Here is a 15011-nt window from a genome sequence, read left to right as displayed (position 1 = left end):
CGGACGGCTGCGGCACGTGTTCGCCTCTACGCTCGTACGCGTGCCCGGACCTGCCGAGAAGGCCACCGAACAGGACCGGCGCGACCTCATCGTCAGGGTCGCGCGAGAGCTGGCTGAGACGGAGGGCTGGGCGGGGGTGAGCACCCGCCGGCTGTCCGAGCGGGCCGAGATCGACATCGGGGACGTCTACCGGCACTTCGCCGATCTGGAGGCGCTGCTCGCCGCCGTCGCGGTGTGCGCCTTCGCCGATCTGGCCGCCGATCTCGCCGAGGCGCACGCGGATGCCACAGACGAACCCGAGGGCGCCTGGCCGGCGGTCGCGGCCGCGTACCTCGACTTCGCGTACGCGAATCCGGAGGTCTACGACGCGATGCTCGCGCTGACCCCCGACCTGGCCCTCGGCGTCGATGGTGTGCCGGCCGCGCCGCGCGCGGTCTTCACGGAGCTGCGGGCGGCCCTGGCCCCGCTCGCCGAGGGGCGGGATCCGGACACCCTCGCCGAGGTGGGTTGGAGCCTGTTGCACGGCGTGGTGATGCTCACCCGGGGCGGCCGGCTGCGACCCGAGGGGCAGGAGGAGCGGGAGGCGATGATCGCCCAACGGTTGCTGCGGTGGCCCTGCCCGGCGGGCGGGAACTCACTGGGTGCGTCGGCCGACATGCCCTAGAGTTCCGGACCGCAATGGGCATGATCGCGAGGGGGCGGCATGACGGTGGACGGGACGGCCCGTCGAGGGGCGCAGGTGCTGATCTTCGACGCGGACGACACCCTGTGGGAGAACAACGTCGTCTTCGAGCGGGTGATCGACGACTTCCTGGCCTGGCTCGACCATCCCACCCTGGACCGGGCGCAACTGCGAGCCGTCCTCGACGACATCGAGCGGGCGAACACGGTGGCGCACGGGTACGGCAGCAAGGTCTTCCTGCGCAGCCTCGCGGACTGCCTGGAGCGGCTGCGTGAGCGACCGGCCACCGACGCCGAACGTCAGGAGATCGACCGGCTGGCCCTGGCGCTCGTCGAACACCGGGTGGAACTGATGCCGGGGGTGGCCGACGCGCTCGACGAGCTGGCCGGCCGGCACGAGCTGCTGCTGCTGACCAAAGGGGACCGGACGGAGCAGCAGCGCAAGCTGGACGCCTGCGGCCTGCTGCACCACTTCTCCGCGGCGCACATCGTCGCGGAGAAGAACGCCGACACGTACCGGTGGCTGGCCCGGGAGCACGGCTTCACGCCCGACTGTGCCTGGATGATCGGCAACTCTCCGAGGTCGGACATCCTGCCGGCCCGGGCGGCCGGGTTGAACGCGGTGTTCATCCCGAACGAGAACACCTGGGTGCTCGAGGACGACGAACTGGATCCGACCGATGACGGCGTGCTGCGGCTCGCCGCGTTCCGGGACCTGCTGCGGCACTTCTGAGGGTTCCGCACCCGAAACAGCGTCCGCGATCATGGTCGCGTTACGCCGACATGCCTGTTTTTCACCTTGAGATCAGTCACGCCGCCGGACGTCCGACAAGGCTTGTCCGGCCCGCCGGAGCCCGCCTAACCTGGGCCGGCGCTCACGGTCCTTCGGGGTGTGCCGGGGCGCGCCGGCGTTCGGCGAGGGGCACCGTGGAGCTGAGTGCGCGGCGGTCGGATCGCCGGTCACCCGCGCGTGGCGTCGTGCCACGCCCGCGCGGCAGGGTGCCGGAGCTGTCCGCTCCCATGCCGGACAGCCGAGGGTCAGGGCCGGGTAGTTGCGGACCCGGTCCTGATCCGGCTGCCGGCCGGCCACGGGGCAGACCAACACACCAGTCAGTTGTCAGGATGGGCGGCATGAAGCGCAGAAATCTCCTGCTCGGCGCTGCGGGCCTGGCGCTGCCGGCGGCTCTCGCCCCGACGATCCCCGCGCTCGGCGCGGGCAGACCGTCGGCGCCGGCCGTGGGCCGGGCCTCGATATCCAATCCGCGCGTGCCGACTCCGCCGAACCACAGACTGGCGGCCCGGCTGGCCATCCTGCCGGCCCAGACGCGGCAGGCGATCATCGTCAGCGCCACCAGCTTCACCACCACCTACGCCACCCTTGAGGCGTACGTGCGGGTCAACCGCCGCTGGCAGCCGGCCGCGGCGCCGATGCCGGCCCGGATCGGCTCCCAGGGGTTCAGCGACAACCACGTGGAGGGCGTGCCCACCACCCCCACCGGTGTCTACTCGATCGGCCCGACGATGTACGGCATCGCCGCGAACCCCGGCGTGCGGTATCCGTACCACCGGCTGGTCAGCGGCGACTGGTGGAACGAGAACCCGTCGTCCCCGCTGTACAACACCTTCCAGCACAGCTCGACCAACCCGGGCGGGGCCAGCGAGGCGCTGTGGCAGGAGACTCCCGCGTACACGCACTTCGCGGTGATCACCTACAACATGCCGCCGAACGTGCCGACGCCGATCCCGAACGCGGGCAGCGGCATCTTCCTGCACGAGTTCAGCACCAGCGGCGGTAACGCCACCGCCGGCTGCGTCGCCCTCGCGCACGACCACCTCGTCGACGTGCTGGCCTGGCTGGACCCGGCGCTGTCACCGCGGATCATGCTCGGCCCGTACGGGCGGATCGGCAGGTACTGACCGCGAGGCCCCGCGCTCAGGAGCCGTCGCCGCGGACGATCGCCACCGCCACCCGGCAGAACTCGTCCATGTCCGGGTTGAACCCGGCCGCGATGTCGGGATGCAGCCCGGACCGCGTCTCGTCCAGCAGTCGCTGGCAGACCTGCTCGACCGGCTCGCCCGCGTAGTCGCCGCGGACCCGGTCGATGGCCGCCTGGAGCGCCGAGGTCAGCTGGTCCTCCAGCGGGCCGCGCAGCTTCTGCTGCACGGGGTCGAGCCCGCGCGGGTCGAGCGTGACATGTGGCTCCGACATCGGTGCTCCCTTCGTCGGCGTCCGCGATACCCCATCGCGGACGTCGGTCAAACCCCGGTCGGTACGGCGGCGACCCGCACCTGGTACGAGAAGTCCTCCGCCGGCTCCTCGTGGTACGACAACCGGCGGATCTGCCGGTCGTCGTCGTAGAGGGCGACGTCCACCAGGACGCCGAGGTGGGCCAGGCCGATGCTCGACACGCGCTTCTTGTCCTGCAACACCGCACAGACGCCGCCGAGCAGGGTGCTGGCGTCGGACGTGCGGTGCCCGGGCGGGCAGCGCAGCACCAGATCGACCTCGACGGGCCCGGGCAACGGCGTCCAGCCGGTGCGCTGGGCCGCCGTCAGGGCGGCCTGGAGCAGGGTGCGGACCCTCGTCGCCTGCCGGTGCCCGGCGGCGAAGATGGACAACGCTTCGGTCTTGACCGGTGGCAGGCCGCTCACCTCGAACGTCAGGGCGAGAGCGCGGGTGTCCCGCACGACGGCACCTCCTCGTTGGAACGATCCTGCCGAACCGGGGGAGCGGCGGTGGGACGAACCCGCGATTACCAACCGATCGGGCAGGCTGGGGTCGGCCGGAGGCGTGTCGACGGCGGCGGCGAACGCGCTGGCTGCGGAAAACGCTAGCGGACGCCGCCCGCGCTGGGTAGTCGGTCGTTCACCCGGTGGGACGGGGTGCGAAGGCGCAGAACTCGTTGCCCTCGGGGTCGGCCAGCACCCACCACCAGTGCGCCTCGTCGAGTGGCTCCCGCAGCAGCGTCGCGCCCGCCGCGATCAACGCCATCGGCTCCGGGTCGGTCAGGGCGACGTCCCAGTGCAGGCGGTTCTTGACCGTCTTGGGCTCGGGCACCTCGGCGAACACCCAGTAGTCCCAGGGGAACCCGGCCGCGCCGAGCACCGAGGACACGGTCGACTCGTGCTCGACCGTGCCGCCGAGCACACCGGCCCACCAGGTCGCCTGCGCGGCCGGGTCGGCCGAGTCCACCACCAGCTCGAACGGGCCCGGCCCGGTGCCCTCGCGGGCTTCGAACGCGCAGAACTCGTTGCCCTCCGGGTCGACGAGCACCCACCAGGTGGCGTCACCGGCCGGTTCGCGGACCAGTCGCGCGCCGGCTGCGAGCAGCGCCGCCGGCTCCGCGTCGGCCAGGCGCAGATCCAGGTGTACGCGGGTCTTGCCGACCCGAGGCTCGGGCACCTTGTTCACCCAGATCGACTCGGCTTTCGAGCGCGCGGAGCGCGGGTCGACCCGGGTGTCGTCGTCACCGGCATCGGCCACGTCACCGTCGAGGATCCGGGCCCAGAAGCCACCGAGGGCGAGCGGGTCGGTCGCATCCAGGCAGAGGTCCTTGAAGCGCGCGATCATGCTTCCAGCATGCCTGGTCCGTGCGTGCCCGTGGGGCAAGCGCCGCTCGGCAGTGTCAGTGCCGCTCGACGCCCGGGTCGATCATGGAGTCGTGGTGGGTGACAAAGTCCTCGCGAGACACCAATCCAGGCACCACAACTCCATGATCGACCGGGCCTGATCGCGATCTTGCACTTACTGTCCCAACGTAGGGGGCATTTCACGCTTTTTGGCGACCGAAACTGCAAGATCGGCGCGGGCGGCCGGTCGGGGCATGTCTCCGGGTTTCGCGTTCAGTGCTGCTTGGCGTAGTCGACGAACGCCTTCCAGGCCGCCGGTTCGACGTGCAGGGTGCCGCCGTCGCGGTCCTTGGTGTCGCGTACCAGCACCACGCTCGGCAGGTTGTCGGCGACCTCGACGCAGGAGCCGCCGTTGCCGCCGGACCGGGTCGACTTGCGCCACTGGGGGGTCAGCATGCCCATGACTTTGTCACTTCCTTGATCAGGTCGATTGACTGCCGGCGGGGGAGCGCCTCGTTCCGTACGATCTCCCATGTCTTCGCCAGCTTAGCGACGTCGGTCGCTGCGTCGACGAACTGCGCGGTGAGCTGGTTGTCGGCGTGAGCCACCCGCTCACCGTCCGGCATCTCGGCGATGATGAACTGACCGGCCAGTCCCAGATACATCCCAGCATCCGTCGGCACGACGTGCACCTGGATATGCTCCGCCGTCGCCAACTGGGCCAGGTGCTCGCACTGCTCGACCATGAGGCCCGGCTGGTCGAGCACCGGGCGGCGCAGCACCGCCTCGTCCAGCACGGCGATGAGCTGCGGCGGGCGCGGGCGGTGCAGGATCGCCTGCCGCTCCAGTCGGGAGGCGACGATCCGGTCCACGTCCTCGGCGTCGAACCGGCCGCCGGCCAGCGTGGCGCGCGCGTACCGCTCGGTCTGGAGCAGGCCCGGCACGTACGCCAACTCGAACCAGCGCAGCGTGGTCGCCTCCCGCTCGAACTCGATCCACTCGCGCAGCCAGGCCGGCTCGGCGTCGAGCCGGGCCAACCCGTCCAGCATCCGCAGGAAGCGCCCGCCGGTCTGGTGCTGGGTGTCGACCGCCCGCATGTACTCCTTCGTGGGCGGTCGGCCGCCGGTCTCCACCGAGCTGACGTGTGAACCCGAATAGCCGATGCCCCTGCCGAAGTCGTCCTGACTGAGCCCGAAGCCCGTTCGGAACAGACGCAACTCTTCCAGCACGTAGTCGGTGACGGTCCCCATCGATTCCCCAACCTTCGCTCAGTCTGGCTCGGCGTGTCCCTCATGTGTGCTCATCTAGACCGCTGAGCTGCACGGATGGCGCGAGCACGTATCGACGGTAGTCGCGTCATCACCAGACTGTCACCAGTGGCGGGTCCGCCGGTGGCCGGAGTGGCGGCGGCGGGCCCCTGCCCTCGGGGTCGCTCCCGTCTCCCCCCTTGCGGGAGCGACCCCTCCCCGCCGGCGAGGAGGTCGATGTGTGGAGCCCGACGAAGCAGCAGCCCGCTGTGCGGTGGCGATGATGGTGGTCCGGCCGCCCGTGCCGCACGTCGCCATGCGCCCGCTGTGGCGGTGCCGGAGCTGTGGCAGCGAGTGGCCCTGTCAGCCGGCCAAGCTCGCCCTGCTCACCGAGTACCGGACCAACCGGACCGCACTGTTGATCTATCTCGGCACGCTGATGCACGAGGCGACGAACCAGCTCACCCAACTCCACCCGGAGCACCCGCCGGCCCGGATGACCGAGCGCTTCCTCTCCTGGGCGAGGTGACAGCCAGGTTTCGCGGCTTCACGACTGGGGCAGAGTAGCCGCTACAGAGTGTCCGGGCCGGAGTTTCCGCAGCTTGCCGGCTCGGAATCGACTCGCCGTGCGCCGGGGCACGGATGCCCTCCCCGGTCTTTCGCCGAAGAGAGGGGGAGGGCGATGACGGACCCCGAAACGGCTCGACACCGACGTCGGCCGGTTGTCCGGCTGGGGGCGGCCGCCGCCGCGATGGCGCTTGTCGCGCCGCTGGCCGCGTGCGCCGGCGACGACAGCGGCGGTACGCCGACGATCAACCTGTACTACCCGCCGGAGCAGAACCTGCAGAAGGTCGTGGACGACTGCAACGCGCAGGCCCAGGGCCGGTACAAGATCGAATACCGCGTGCTGCCGCGCCAGGCCGACGACCAGCGGGTGCAGATGGTGCGCCGGCTGGCCGCCGAGGACCCCGGGATGGACGTCCTGGGTCTCGACGTCACGTGGACCCAGGAGTTCGCCAGCGCCGACTGGATCCGGGAGTGGACCGGCCAGGACAAGGCCGAGGTCGAGCAGGGCACCCTCGCCGGGCCGCTGGACACCGCCCGCTACGAGGACAAGCTCTTCGCCGCGCCGAAGAACACGAACGTGCAGCTGCTCTGGTACCGCAAGGACCTGGTGCCGCAGCCGCCGACCACCTGGGACCAGATGATCAGCGCGGCCGAGCAGCTCAGGGACCAGGGCAAGCCACACCAGGTGCTGACCATGGGCGCCCAGTACGAGGGCCTGGTCGTGCTCTACAACACCCTGGCCGAGAGCGCCGGCGGGAAGATCCTCTCCGACGACGGCAAGCAGGCCGTGATGGACGACGGCACCGTCCGGGCGTTGGAGCAGCTGAAGAAGTTCGCCACGTCGGGCGTCACCTCGCCGTCGTTCAGCAACGCCACCGAGGACCCGGTCCGGTTGGAGTTCCAGTCCGGCGCCGGCGCGTTCCAGGTGAACTGGCCGTTCGTGTATCCAGCCCTGCAGGAGGCCAACCCGGAGCTGGCCAAGCAGGTCGGCTGGGCCCGCGTGCCCGGCGTCGACGAGGGCACCCCCAGCAAGGTCACCATCGGCGGGGTCAACCTGGCCGTCAGCTCGTACTCCAAGCACCCCGAGCTGTCCTTCGAGGCGGCCCGGTGCCTGCGAAGCGCCGAGCACCAGAAGTTCTCCGCCATCAACGACGGCGTCCCGCCGACCATCGAGGCGGTCTTCGACGACCCGGAGATGACCGAGGCGTACCCCATGAAGGACACCATCCTGGAGGAGCTGAAGGACCCGGCAACCCGGCCGTTGACCCCCGCCTACCAGAGCATCTCCACAGTCATGTCGGCGATCCTGTCCCCGCCGTCGGCGATCCGTCCGCAACAGACCGCCGACGAGCTGCGCGACGCCATCTCCGACGCCCTCCAGTCCAAGGGGGTCCTGCCGTGAGCATCAACGCCACGCCAACCGGTACGGACATCGCCGTCGAGAAGACCGAACGGCAGGCCACCGTCCCCGTCCAGCGCGGCGGCCGACGCCGCAAGGCGCCGCTGAGCGAGAACAAGAAGGCCGAACGCAGGCTCGGCTGGCTGCTCTGCGCGCCGGCCGCGCTGGTGATGGTGGCGGTGACCGCGTACCCGATCCTCTACTCGGTCTGGTTGTCGTTGCAGCGCTACGACCTGCGCTTTCCCGACCAGCGCGAGTTCATCGGGCTGGAGAACTACGTCACCGTGCTCACCAACGAGTTCTGGTGGACCGCGTTCGGGGTGACCGCGCTGATCACGGTGGTCACCGTGGCCGTGGAGCTGGTGCTCGGCATGGGGCTGGCGATCATCATGCACCGCACGCTTGTCGGGCGCGGCCTGGTGCGGACCGCGGCGCTCATCCCGTACGGCATCGTCACTGTCGTCGCCGCGTTCTCCTGGCGGTACGCCTGGACGCCCGGCACCGGCTACCTGGCCGACCTGTTCAGTGACGGCGCGCCGCTGACCGAGCGGGCCAGCTCCCTGGCGATCATCATGTTCGCCGAGATCTGGAAGACCACCCCGTTCATGGCGCTGCTGCTGATGGCCGGGCTGGCGCTGGTCCCCGAGGACCTGCTCAAGGCCGCCTCCACCGACGGGGCGACCGCGTGGCAGAAGTTCACGAAGGTGATGCTGCCGGTGATGAAGCCGGCGATCCTCGTCGCGCTGCTGTTCCGCACCCTTGACGCGTTCCGGGTCTTCGACAACATCTTCGTGTTGACCGCCGGCGGCAACGAGACGTCGTCGGTGTCGATGCTCGCCTACAACAACCTGATCCGGGGTTTGAACCTCGGCATCGGCTCGACGATGTCGGTGCTGATCTTCATCACCGTGGCGATCATCGCCTTCGTCTTCGTGAAGCTGTTCGGCACCGCTGCCCCGGGCAGCGACGACTCCGAGAGGCGCTGAGATGGCTGTCGAAACCACCACGCGGGCGAAGCTGCGCTGGGGTCTGCTGGACGTCCTCGTGGTCGTCTTCGCGCTGGTCCCCGTCCTGTGGATCGCCTCGCTGTCCTTCAAGACGCCGGCCACCCTCACCGACGGGAAGTTCATCCCCCGGGAGTGGACGCTTGACAACTACAAGACGATCTTCGACACCGACCAGTTCGTCCGGGCGCTGATCAACTCGATAGGCATCGCCCTGATCGCCACGCTCATCGCGGTGGTGCTCGGCGCGATGGCCGCGTACGCGATCAGCCGGCTGGACTTCCCCGGCAAGCGGCTGCTGGTCGGCGTGTCCCTGCTGATCGCCATGTTCCCGCAGGTGTCGCTCGTGTCACCGCTGTTCGAGATCGAGCGTCAGCTCAAGATCTTCGACACCTGGCCGGGGCTGATCCTGCCGTACATCACGTTCGCGTTGCCGCTGGCGATCTACACGCTGTCGGCGTTCTTCAAGCAGATCCCGTGGGACCTGGAGAAGGCGGCGAAGATGGACGGCGCCACCCAGGCCCAGGCGTTCCGCCGGGTGATCGCCCCGCTGGCCGCTCCCGGCCTGTTCACCACCGCGATCCTGGTGTTCATCTTCTGCTGGAACGACTTCCTGTTCGCCATCTCGCTGACCTCCACCGAGCGGTCCCGCACGGTGCCGGCCGCGCTGTCGTTCTTCACCGGCGCGTCCCAGTTCGAGGACCCCGCCGGGGCGATCTGCGCCGCCGCCGTGGTGATCACCGTTCCGATCATCCTGTTCGTCCTCTTCTTCCAGCGCCGCATCGTGTCCGGCCTGACCTCCGGCGCAGTCAAGGGATAGGTGAGTAGTCATGGCTGACATCGTGCTCGACAAGGTGAGCAAGAGTTTCCCGGACGGGACCGTCGCCGTGCAGGACGTCGACCTGGAGATCGCCGACGGCGAGTTCGTGATCCTGGTCGGCCCCTCGGGCTGCGGCAAGTCCACCACCCTCAACATGATCGCCGGTCTGGAGGACATCAGCTCCGGCGAGCTGCGTATCGGCGGCCAGCGGGTCAACGACAAGGCTCCCCGGGACCGGGACATCGCGATGGTGTTCCAGTCGTACGCCCTGTACCCGAACATGACAGTGCGGGAGAACATGGCGTTCCCCCTACGGCTGGCGAAGCTCGACAAGGAGACCATCAACGCCAAGGTCGACGAGGCGGCGAAGGTGCTGGAGCTGACGCCCCTGCTGGACCGCAAGCCGGCCAACCTCTCCGGTGGCCAGCGGCAGCGGGTGGCGATGGGCCGGGCGATCGTCCGCCAGCCCAAGGCGTTCCTGATGGACGAGCCGCTGTCCAACCTCGACGCCAAGCTGCGGGTGCAGATGCGCACGGTGGTGTCCCGGCTCCAGAAGCAGCTCGGCACCACGACCGTCTACGTGACCCACGACCAGACCGAGGCGATGACCCTCGGCGACCGGGTCGTGATCATGCGCGGCGGCGCGGTGCAGCAGGTCGGCCCGCCGCAGGAGCTGTACGACCACCCGCGCAACCTCTTCGTGGCCGGGTTCATCGGCTCGCCGTCGATGAACTTCCTGCACGCCGCCGTGCAGGACGGCGGCCTGCACACCGCGCTGGGTGACGTGCCGCTCGGCGACCGGGTGCGCCGCGAGCTGGAGGCCGCCGACGCGCCCCGCGAGCTGATCCTCGGCATCCGCCCCGAGCACTTCGAGGACGCCGAACTGGTCGACGACGACACCCGCCGGCGGGGCCTGGAGTTCGAGGCGCCCGCCGACATCGTGGAGTCGATGGGCTCGGACAAGTACGTCTACTTCACCGTGGAGGGGGAGAAGGCCAGCGCCGCCGAGCTGGAGGAGCTGGCCGCCGACGCGGGCGCGGCAGACTTCGCCGGCGCCGGCGGCAACCTCGTCACCCGGTTGTCCGCCGAGTCCCCGGTCACCGAGGGGCAGACCCGCCGGGTCTGGTTCAACCTGGAGAAGATCCACCTGTTCGACCCGAGCACCGGCCGCAACCTGACCCTGCACGAGGGCCGGGCGGCCGGCGCGCTCGCCGACTGACAACGTCCACCGCGACGGGGCCGGCGGGTTTCGCCCGCCGGCCCCGTCGTGTCCTGCGCCGCACGCCCGGCCGTGGCAAGGTGGTCGCAGGTCGCGTCGTGAAGCGGGGGACGGATGAACCGACGACTGGCCGCGCTGGCCAACGCGCACGGCGTGTCCACCTGGTACGAGGACTGGCGGCACCGCCGCGTCGAGGTCGCCCCCGAGACCGTCGTGGGTGTCCTCGGTCTGCTGGGTGTGGACGCCACCAGCCCGGCCGCCATCGCCGACGCGCTCGCCGCCGCCCGTGCCGTCGACAAGGCCGCGCTGCCGCCGACAGTGGTGCTCACCCACGGCGCCACCCGGGCGCTACCCGGCCCCGGCGTGGTGACCCTCGAGGACGGGGGCCGCCGGGCGGTCGACGCCGAGCTGCCGGGGGACCTGCCGCTGGGCTGGCACTGGCTGGCCTGCGACGGGCGCGACGTGACACTCGTCGTGGTGCCCCGACGGCTGCCGGAGCCGCCCCCCACCTGGGGCTGGATGCTCCAGCTCTACGCGCTCACCTCGAAGCACTCCTGGGGCATGGGCGACCTCGGCGACCTCGGCGAGTTCACCGGCTGGGCCGGCGCCAACGGCGCGGGGCTGGTGCTGCTCAACCCGCTGCACGCGGTCGGCCCGTCGCACCCGGTCGCCGCCTCACCGTATTCACCTGCCAGCCGGCGGTTCGTCAACCCGCTCTACCTGCGCGTCGGCGCCACCGCCGCGTACCGGGCGGCGGACCCGCCGACCCGGGCGATCGTCGACGCCCTCCGCCCCGACCGTGGCGACCTGATCGACTACGACGAGGTTTGGGCCGCCAAACGGCACGCCCTGGAGCTGCTGCACCCGTACGCCCAACCGGTGGACCTCGACGCGGACCCGGCGCTGGCGTCGTTCGCCACCTGGTGCGCGCTGGCCGAGCGGCACGGCAACGACTGGCGGGCGTGGCCGGCGGAGCTGCACCACCCCGACTCGCCAGCGGTCGCCGAGCAGCGCCGCCAGCTCGCCGATCGGGTGGCGTTCCACGCCTGGCTGCAACACCTGTGCGACGAGCAGCTCGACGCGGTCACGGCGGCGGCCCGCTCGGCCGGGATGCCGGTCGGCGTGGTGCACGACCTCGCCGTCGGCATCGACCCGGGCGGCGCGGACGGCTGGCAGCTCGCCGACGTGCTGGCCCAGGGCGTACGGGTCGGCGCCCCACCGGACGACTTCAACCAGCTCGGGCAGGACTGGGGGCTCGCCGCGTGGCGACCGGACCGGCTCGCCGCCACCGGGTACGCGGCCTACCGGGACATGCTGCGCCGGGCCCTGCGGCACGCCGGCGGCCTGCGGGTCGACCACGTCGCCGGGCTGTGGCGACTGTGGTGGGTGCCGCCGGGCGGCGGCGCGGCCGAGGGCACCTACGTGCGCTACGACGCCGAGGCGATGCTGGGCATCCTCGCGCTGGAGGCGCACCGGGCCGGCGCGGTGGTCGTCGGCGAGGACCTGGGCACCGTCCAGCCGGCGGTGACGCGAGGGCTGCGAGGGCGCAACATGCTCGGCTCGACCGTGCTGTGGTTCGCCCGCGACGACGACGGCGACTTCGTCCCGCCGAGCCGGTGGCCCCGCAACGCGCTCGCCACCATCTCCACCCACGACCTGCCGACCGCGCCCGGCTTCCTGACCGGTGAGCATGTGCGGGTACGCGACGAGTTGAAGCTGCTCAGCACCGACACGGCGGTCGAGCGGGCGCGGGCCGCCGAGGAGCGGGAACGGTTGCTGGCGATGCTGCGAGCCGAGGGTCTGCTGCCGGACGGGGAGTTGCCGCCCGACGACGAGGAGGCAGTGGTGGCGATGCACGCGGCCCTCGCCGCCAGCCCGGCCCGGCTGCTCGGCGTGTCCCTCTACGACGTGCTGGGCGAGGTGCGCCAGCCCAACATGCCCGGCACGGTGGACGAGTATCCGAACTGGCGACTGCCGCTGCCGGCCACCGTGGCGCAGATCCGTGCCGACCCCCGGGTGGCCCGGATCGCCGCGCTGCTGACCGGGGCCCGGCCGAGGCCGGCAAGCTGAGCGACGCCAAGCCACGGCCGGCGCGCTGACGGTCAGGCCGGCCACTCGAAGCGGGGCGGCAGACCGAGGAAGTCCGCGTACCGGCCCAGGGCGTGCTCCACCCGGGCACGCGCGGTGGCGGTCAGGGGCGTCAGCGGCTGGATCGTCACGGTGACCGCGGACCGGCCGATCCGGCGCTTCCACACGCCCACCACCCGACCGGCGTGGACCACGGTGGCCTGGAAGATCCCGTTGTTGCCCGGCACGACGGCGGCCTGGTGGGCGGGGTCGAGCATCAGCGTGCGGTCCCGGTAGCCGAGCAGGTATTCGTCGAACCCGGGCAGCGCCAGGATCTCGTCCAGCGGGGTGCGCGGCGCGTCGGCGAGCGCCGCGTCCACGTACATCGGCTGGTCGTCGACCCGTACCGTGCTCAGCGCGTCGCCGGCGGCCGTCAGGCCGCGTCGCGCGTCGGTCAGGGTGAGGCCGGTCCAGCCCGCGAACTCGCGGTCGGTGACCGGGCCGTGCCCCCGGACGTAGCGGTGGGCCAGGATCGCGAGGGCCTCGTCCCGGTCCAGGTGGCGCGGCGTGGGCGCCCACTCGTCGAGCAGGGCGAAGGTCTGCTCCGTGCCGACGTTCGGGGCCACGCAGGTCACCCCGCGCACGCTCGCGAACCACAGCAGGTGGTAGCCGCGCTGCCCGTCGGTGCCCAGCCCCGCGTCCCGCAGGGTGGCCAGGCACTGCGACCGGGTGAGCCGACCGCCCCCGGTCAACGCGGCACCGAGGACGTCCAACGCCCGATCGGCGTCGGCGTCGGTGAGCCCGAGTTGCGCCCGGCGGGTCGCCGCGCCGGCCAGCGAGCGGACGCCTGTCACCTCCAGCATCCAGCGCGCGTCGGCGGGTGGGACGAGGTGCACGGTGCCCCGCATCGGCCAGGTGCGCAGCGCCTCGCGCCGCTCCAGCGCCTCCTGCACGTCGGCCAGGCGGAAACCGGGCAGTCGGGCGCCCAGCGACCACAACCCGCTGGCCAGGTCCTGAGCCTGCATCGCGCCGAACCACTCGACAACCTCGGCGACGGTGCCCGGTCGGCCACCGGGATGTGGACGCAGCAGCAGGCTGGTCATCCGCAGTGCCAGCGCTTCGGCGGCGCTGAGGTCGGCAGGCATCGCCACGCCCCTTTCCGGTGGCCGGGCCGCCAGCCTAGGCGGCGGCACCGACAGATCGTGCCGGCGCGAGGCGTAACGGTGGTCGACGTGGGAAAACGGCCGGCCGGAAGTACGCGCGCCGCGCGTGCGGAAGGGAGTCTCATGACTGCCGCAAGTGAGCCGGCCCGGGGTGCCGGCACATCGGCCGGGTCCCGGACCCATCGGGGGGACGCCCGCGCGAAGACGAGCGCGGCCGCCACCTTCGCTCTGGTCTTCGGCGTCGCCGGCCTGCTCAGCGTGCTGACCGCGATCCTGGCCTGGATCGGGCTGGTGCTGGGCATCATCGGGATCATTCTCGGCATCGTCGGACTGAAGATGAGCCAACGGCCCGGGGTGACCGGTCGGGGCGTGGCCATCGGCGGTCTGGTGTTGAGCATCCTCGCGGTGTTGATCGGTCTGGGCCTCGCCGCGGGCATCACCACCTTCGTCAACAACGAGGGCGCGGTGGACCGCCTCCAGCAGCAGGTCGACGACCTGCGCGACAAGCTCGACTGACAGTGGGCCCGAGGGTTGGGGGCCACGGCGTGTCGCCGGCCCCCCGACCGGGCCTACTTGGACTCGATCCGACCGACCCCGTCGACCCCGGAGGTCAGTTCGGCGCACGTCGTCTGCCACGCGGAATCCCCGGGGTAGAGCGCGCTGCGGAGGTAGGCCCAGGTGAGCGCCTGGACCGCCGCCACCCGCCGCGGGTTCTCGTCAGTGGTCTCGGCAGCGTCGTAGCCGGAGATCCCGCCGAGACAGTGCTCGGCGTCGAAGAGGGTCAGGAGAGACTTGGGGCCGGGGGAGAGGACGTACGGGTCGAGGTGGTCGAGGATGCGGGTCATGTCCTCGGCCCGTGACCGCCAGTGGAGCGGGGCCTCCGGGTCGGCGGAATCGAGGCTCAGGGTCTTCGAGTCCAGATGGGTCGGCTGGATCACGACGAAGCCGCGCGCCGCCCAGTGGTTGGCCAGTGGCCCGTAGCCGTTGAGCGAGGAGAGGTTGTTCGAGAGCCCGTGCCCGTGCGAGAGCAGGATGATCGGCAACTCGCTGCCGGTCACCGGCGCGGAGACGCGTACCTGCAGGTCCACGGCGCGGTCGGGAGCCGGTAGCGCGATCGGGCTGACGGACAGGACCGGGGCGTTGCTGGTGTCGGCGACGAGAGTGGGTGCGGTCATGATGGTGATGCCTTCCCGGGCTGCTGGTGCGGAGCCGGCGCGGTGGGCCGGGCAGGACGTTCCTGCTTCCGCTACAGTCAAAGCGGATCGCCGTTCCGC

General features: G+C 71.2%; 17 protein-coding genes. 10 read left to right on the top strand and 7 right to left on the bottom strand.

The window, feature by feature from the left end; genetic code table 11:
• Nucleotides 1–40: 40 nt before the first annotated feature.
• The 3 genes from FHG89_RS15780 (at nt 41) to FHG89_RS15770 (ending at nt 2598) form a co-directional block, all read left to right on the top strand.
• The gene (locus FHG89_RS15780; RefSeq protein WP_244295484.1) at nt 41–664 is read left to right on the top strand and encodes a TetR/AcrR family transcriptional regulator; all 624 of its coding nucleotides are present in this window, start codon (nt 41–43) and stop codon (nt 662–664) included.
• Nucleotides 665–703: 39 nt separating this feature from the next.
• A complete protein-coding gene (locus tag FHG89_RS15775; protein ID WP_139585146.1) occupies nt 704–1414 on the top strand; it encodes an HAD family hydrolase in 711 nt (236 codons plus the stop codon).
• 398 nt (nt 1415–1812) lie between these two features.
• Nucleotides 1813–2598, top strand: coding sequence for a L,D-transpeptidase family protein (locus FHG89_RS15770; RefSeq protein WP_139585145.1), 786 nt, complete (start codon nt 1813–1815; stop codon nt 2596–2598).
• Nucleotides 2599–2614: 16 nt separating this feature from the next.
• On the opposite strand, the gene FHG89_RS15765 is transcribed toward FHG89_RS15770, so the two are convergent.
• The 5 genes from FHG89_RS15765 to FHG89_RS15745 form a co-directional block, all read right to left on the bottom strand.
• Nucleotides 2615–2890 carry a hypothetical protein gene (locus tag FHG89_RS15765; protein ID WP_139585144.1) on the bottom strand — a complete coding sequence of 92 codons (276 nt, stop codon included), beginning with the start codon at nt 2888–2890 and terminating at the stop codon, nt 2615–2617.
• Between the two features lie 47 nt (nt 2891–2937).
• On the bottom strand, nt 2938–3369 hold the full coding sequence (locus FHG89_RS15760; RefSeq protein ID WP_139585143.1) for a RusA family crossover junction endodeoxyribonuclease: 432 nt from the start codon (nt 3367–3369) through the stop codon (nt 2938–2940).
• Nucleotides 3370–3547: 178 nt separating this feature from the next.
• Entirely contained in the window at nt 3548–4252 is a 705-nt protein-coding gene (locus tag FHG89_RS15755) for a VOC family protein (RefSeq protein ID WP_139585142.1), read from the bottom strand.
• Between the two features lie 272 nt (nt 4253–4524).
• Complete coding sequence (locus tag FHG89_RS15750; protein WP_139585141.1) at nt 4525–4707, bottom strand: DUF397 domain-containing protein; 183 nt, start codon at nt 4705–4707, stop codon at nt 4525–4527.
• On the bottom strand, nt 4701–5501 hold the full coding sequence (locus FHG89_RS15745; protein WP_139585140.1) for a helix-turn-helix domain-containing protein: 801 nt from the start codon (nt 5499–5501) through the stop codon (nt 4701–4703). The genes FHG89_RS15750 and FHG89_RS15745 overlap by 7 nt, the downstream gene beginning before the upstream one ends.
• A 238-nt stretch (nt 5502–5739) precedes the next feature.
• Here FHG89_RS15745 and FHG89_RS15740 point away from each other — a divergent pair, with 238 nt between their 5' ends.
• The 6 genes from FHG89_RS15740 to malQ all read left to right on the top strand — a co-directional run bounded on the left by FHG89_RS15740 (nt 5740) and on the right by malQ (nt 12577).
• On the top strand, nt 5740–6027 hold the full coding sequence (locus FHG89_RS15740; protein ID WP_244295483.1) for a flavin reductase: 288 nt from the start codon (nt 5740–5742) through the stop codon (nt 6025–6027).
• Between the two features lie 153 nt (nt 6028–6180).
• A complete protein-coding gene (locus FHG89_RS15735) occupies nt 6181–7467 on the top strand; it encodes an ABC transporter substrate-binding protein (protein ID WP_139585139.1) in 1287 nt (428 codons plus the stop codon).
• On the top strand, nt 7464–8450 hold the full coding sequence (locus tag FHG89_RS15730) for a carbohydrate ABC transporter permease (protein WP_139585138.1): 987 nt from the start codon (nt 7464–7466) through the stop codon (nt 8448–8450). Before FHG89_RS15735 ends, FHG89_RS15730 begins: the two co-directional genes overlap by 4 nt.
• Before the next feature lies 1 nt (nt 8451).
• A complete protein-coding gene (locus FHG89_RS15725; RefSeq protein WP_139585137.1) occupies nt 8452–9288 on the top strand; it encodes a carbohydrate ABC transporter permease in 837 nt (278 codons plus the stop codon).
• Between the two features lie 10 nt (nt 9289–9298).
• Nucleotides 9299–10507, top strand: coding sequence for an ABC transporter ATP-binding protein (locus FHG89_RS15720; protein WP_139585136.1), 1209 nt, complete (start codon nt 9299–9301; stop codon nt 10505–10507).
• Between the two features lie 114 nt (nt 10508–10621).
• The gene (gene malQ, locus FHG89_RS15715) at nt 10622–12577 is read left to right on the top strand and encodes a 4-alpha-glucanotransferase (RefSeq protein WP_139585135.1); all 1956 of its coding nucleotides are present in this window, start codon (nt 10622–10624) and stop codon (nt 12575–12577) included.
• A gap of 32 nt (nt 12578–12609) precedes the next feature.
• Here malQ and FHG89_RS15710 read toward each other — a convergent pair whose 3' ends face one another.
• Nucleotides 12610–13719 (bottom strand): winged helix DNA-binding domain-containing protein, encoded by a 1110-nt coding sequence (locus FHG89_RS15710; protein ID WP_139585134.1) that lies wholly within the window; start codon nt 13717–13719, stop codon nt 12610–12612.
• Between the two features lie 141 nt (nt 13720–13860).
• On the opposite strand from FHG89_RS15710, the gene FHG89_RS15705 reads away from it, so the two are divergent.
• Nucleotides 13861–14253 (top strand): hypothetical protein, encoded by a 393-nt coding sequence (locus tag FHG89_RS15705; protein WP_139585133.1) that lies wholly within the window; start codon nt 13861–13863, stop codon nt 14251–14253.
• A gap of 53 nt (nt 14254–14306) precedes the next feature.
• Here FHG89_RS15705 and FHG89_RS15700 read toward each other — a convergent pair whose 3' ends face one another.
• A complete protein-coding gene (locus FHG89_RS15700; protein ID WP_139585132.1) occupies nt 14307–14912 on the bottom strand; it encodes an alpha/beta hydrolase family protein in 606 nt (201 codons plus the stop codon).
• Nucleotides 14913–15011 lie beyond the last annotated feature (99 nt).

This window comes from Micromonospora orduensis, from assembly GCF_006228125.1.
Taxonomy (GTDB): domain Bacteria; phylum Actinomycetota; class Actinomycetes; order Mycobacteriales; family Micromonosporaceae; genus Micromonospora; species Micromonospora orduensis.
This window is presented reverse-complemented; position numbering and strand designations above follow the sequence as displayed.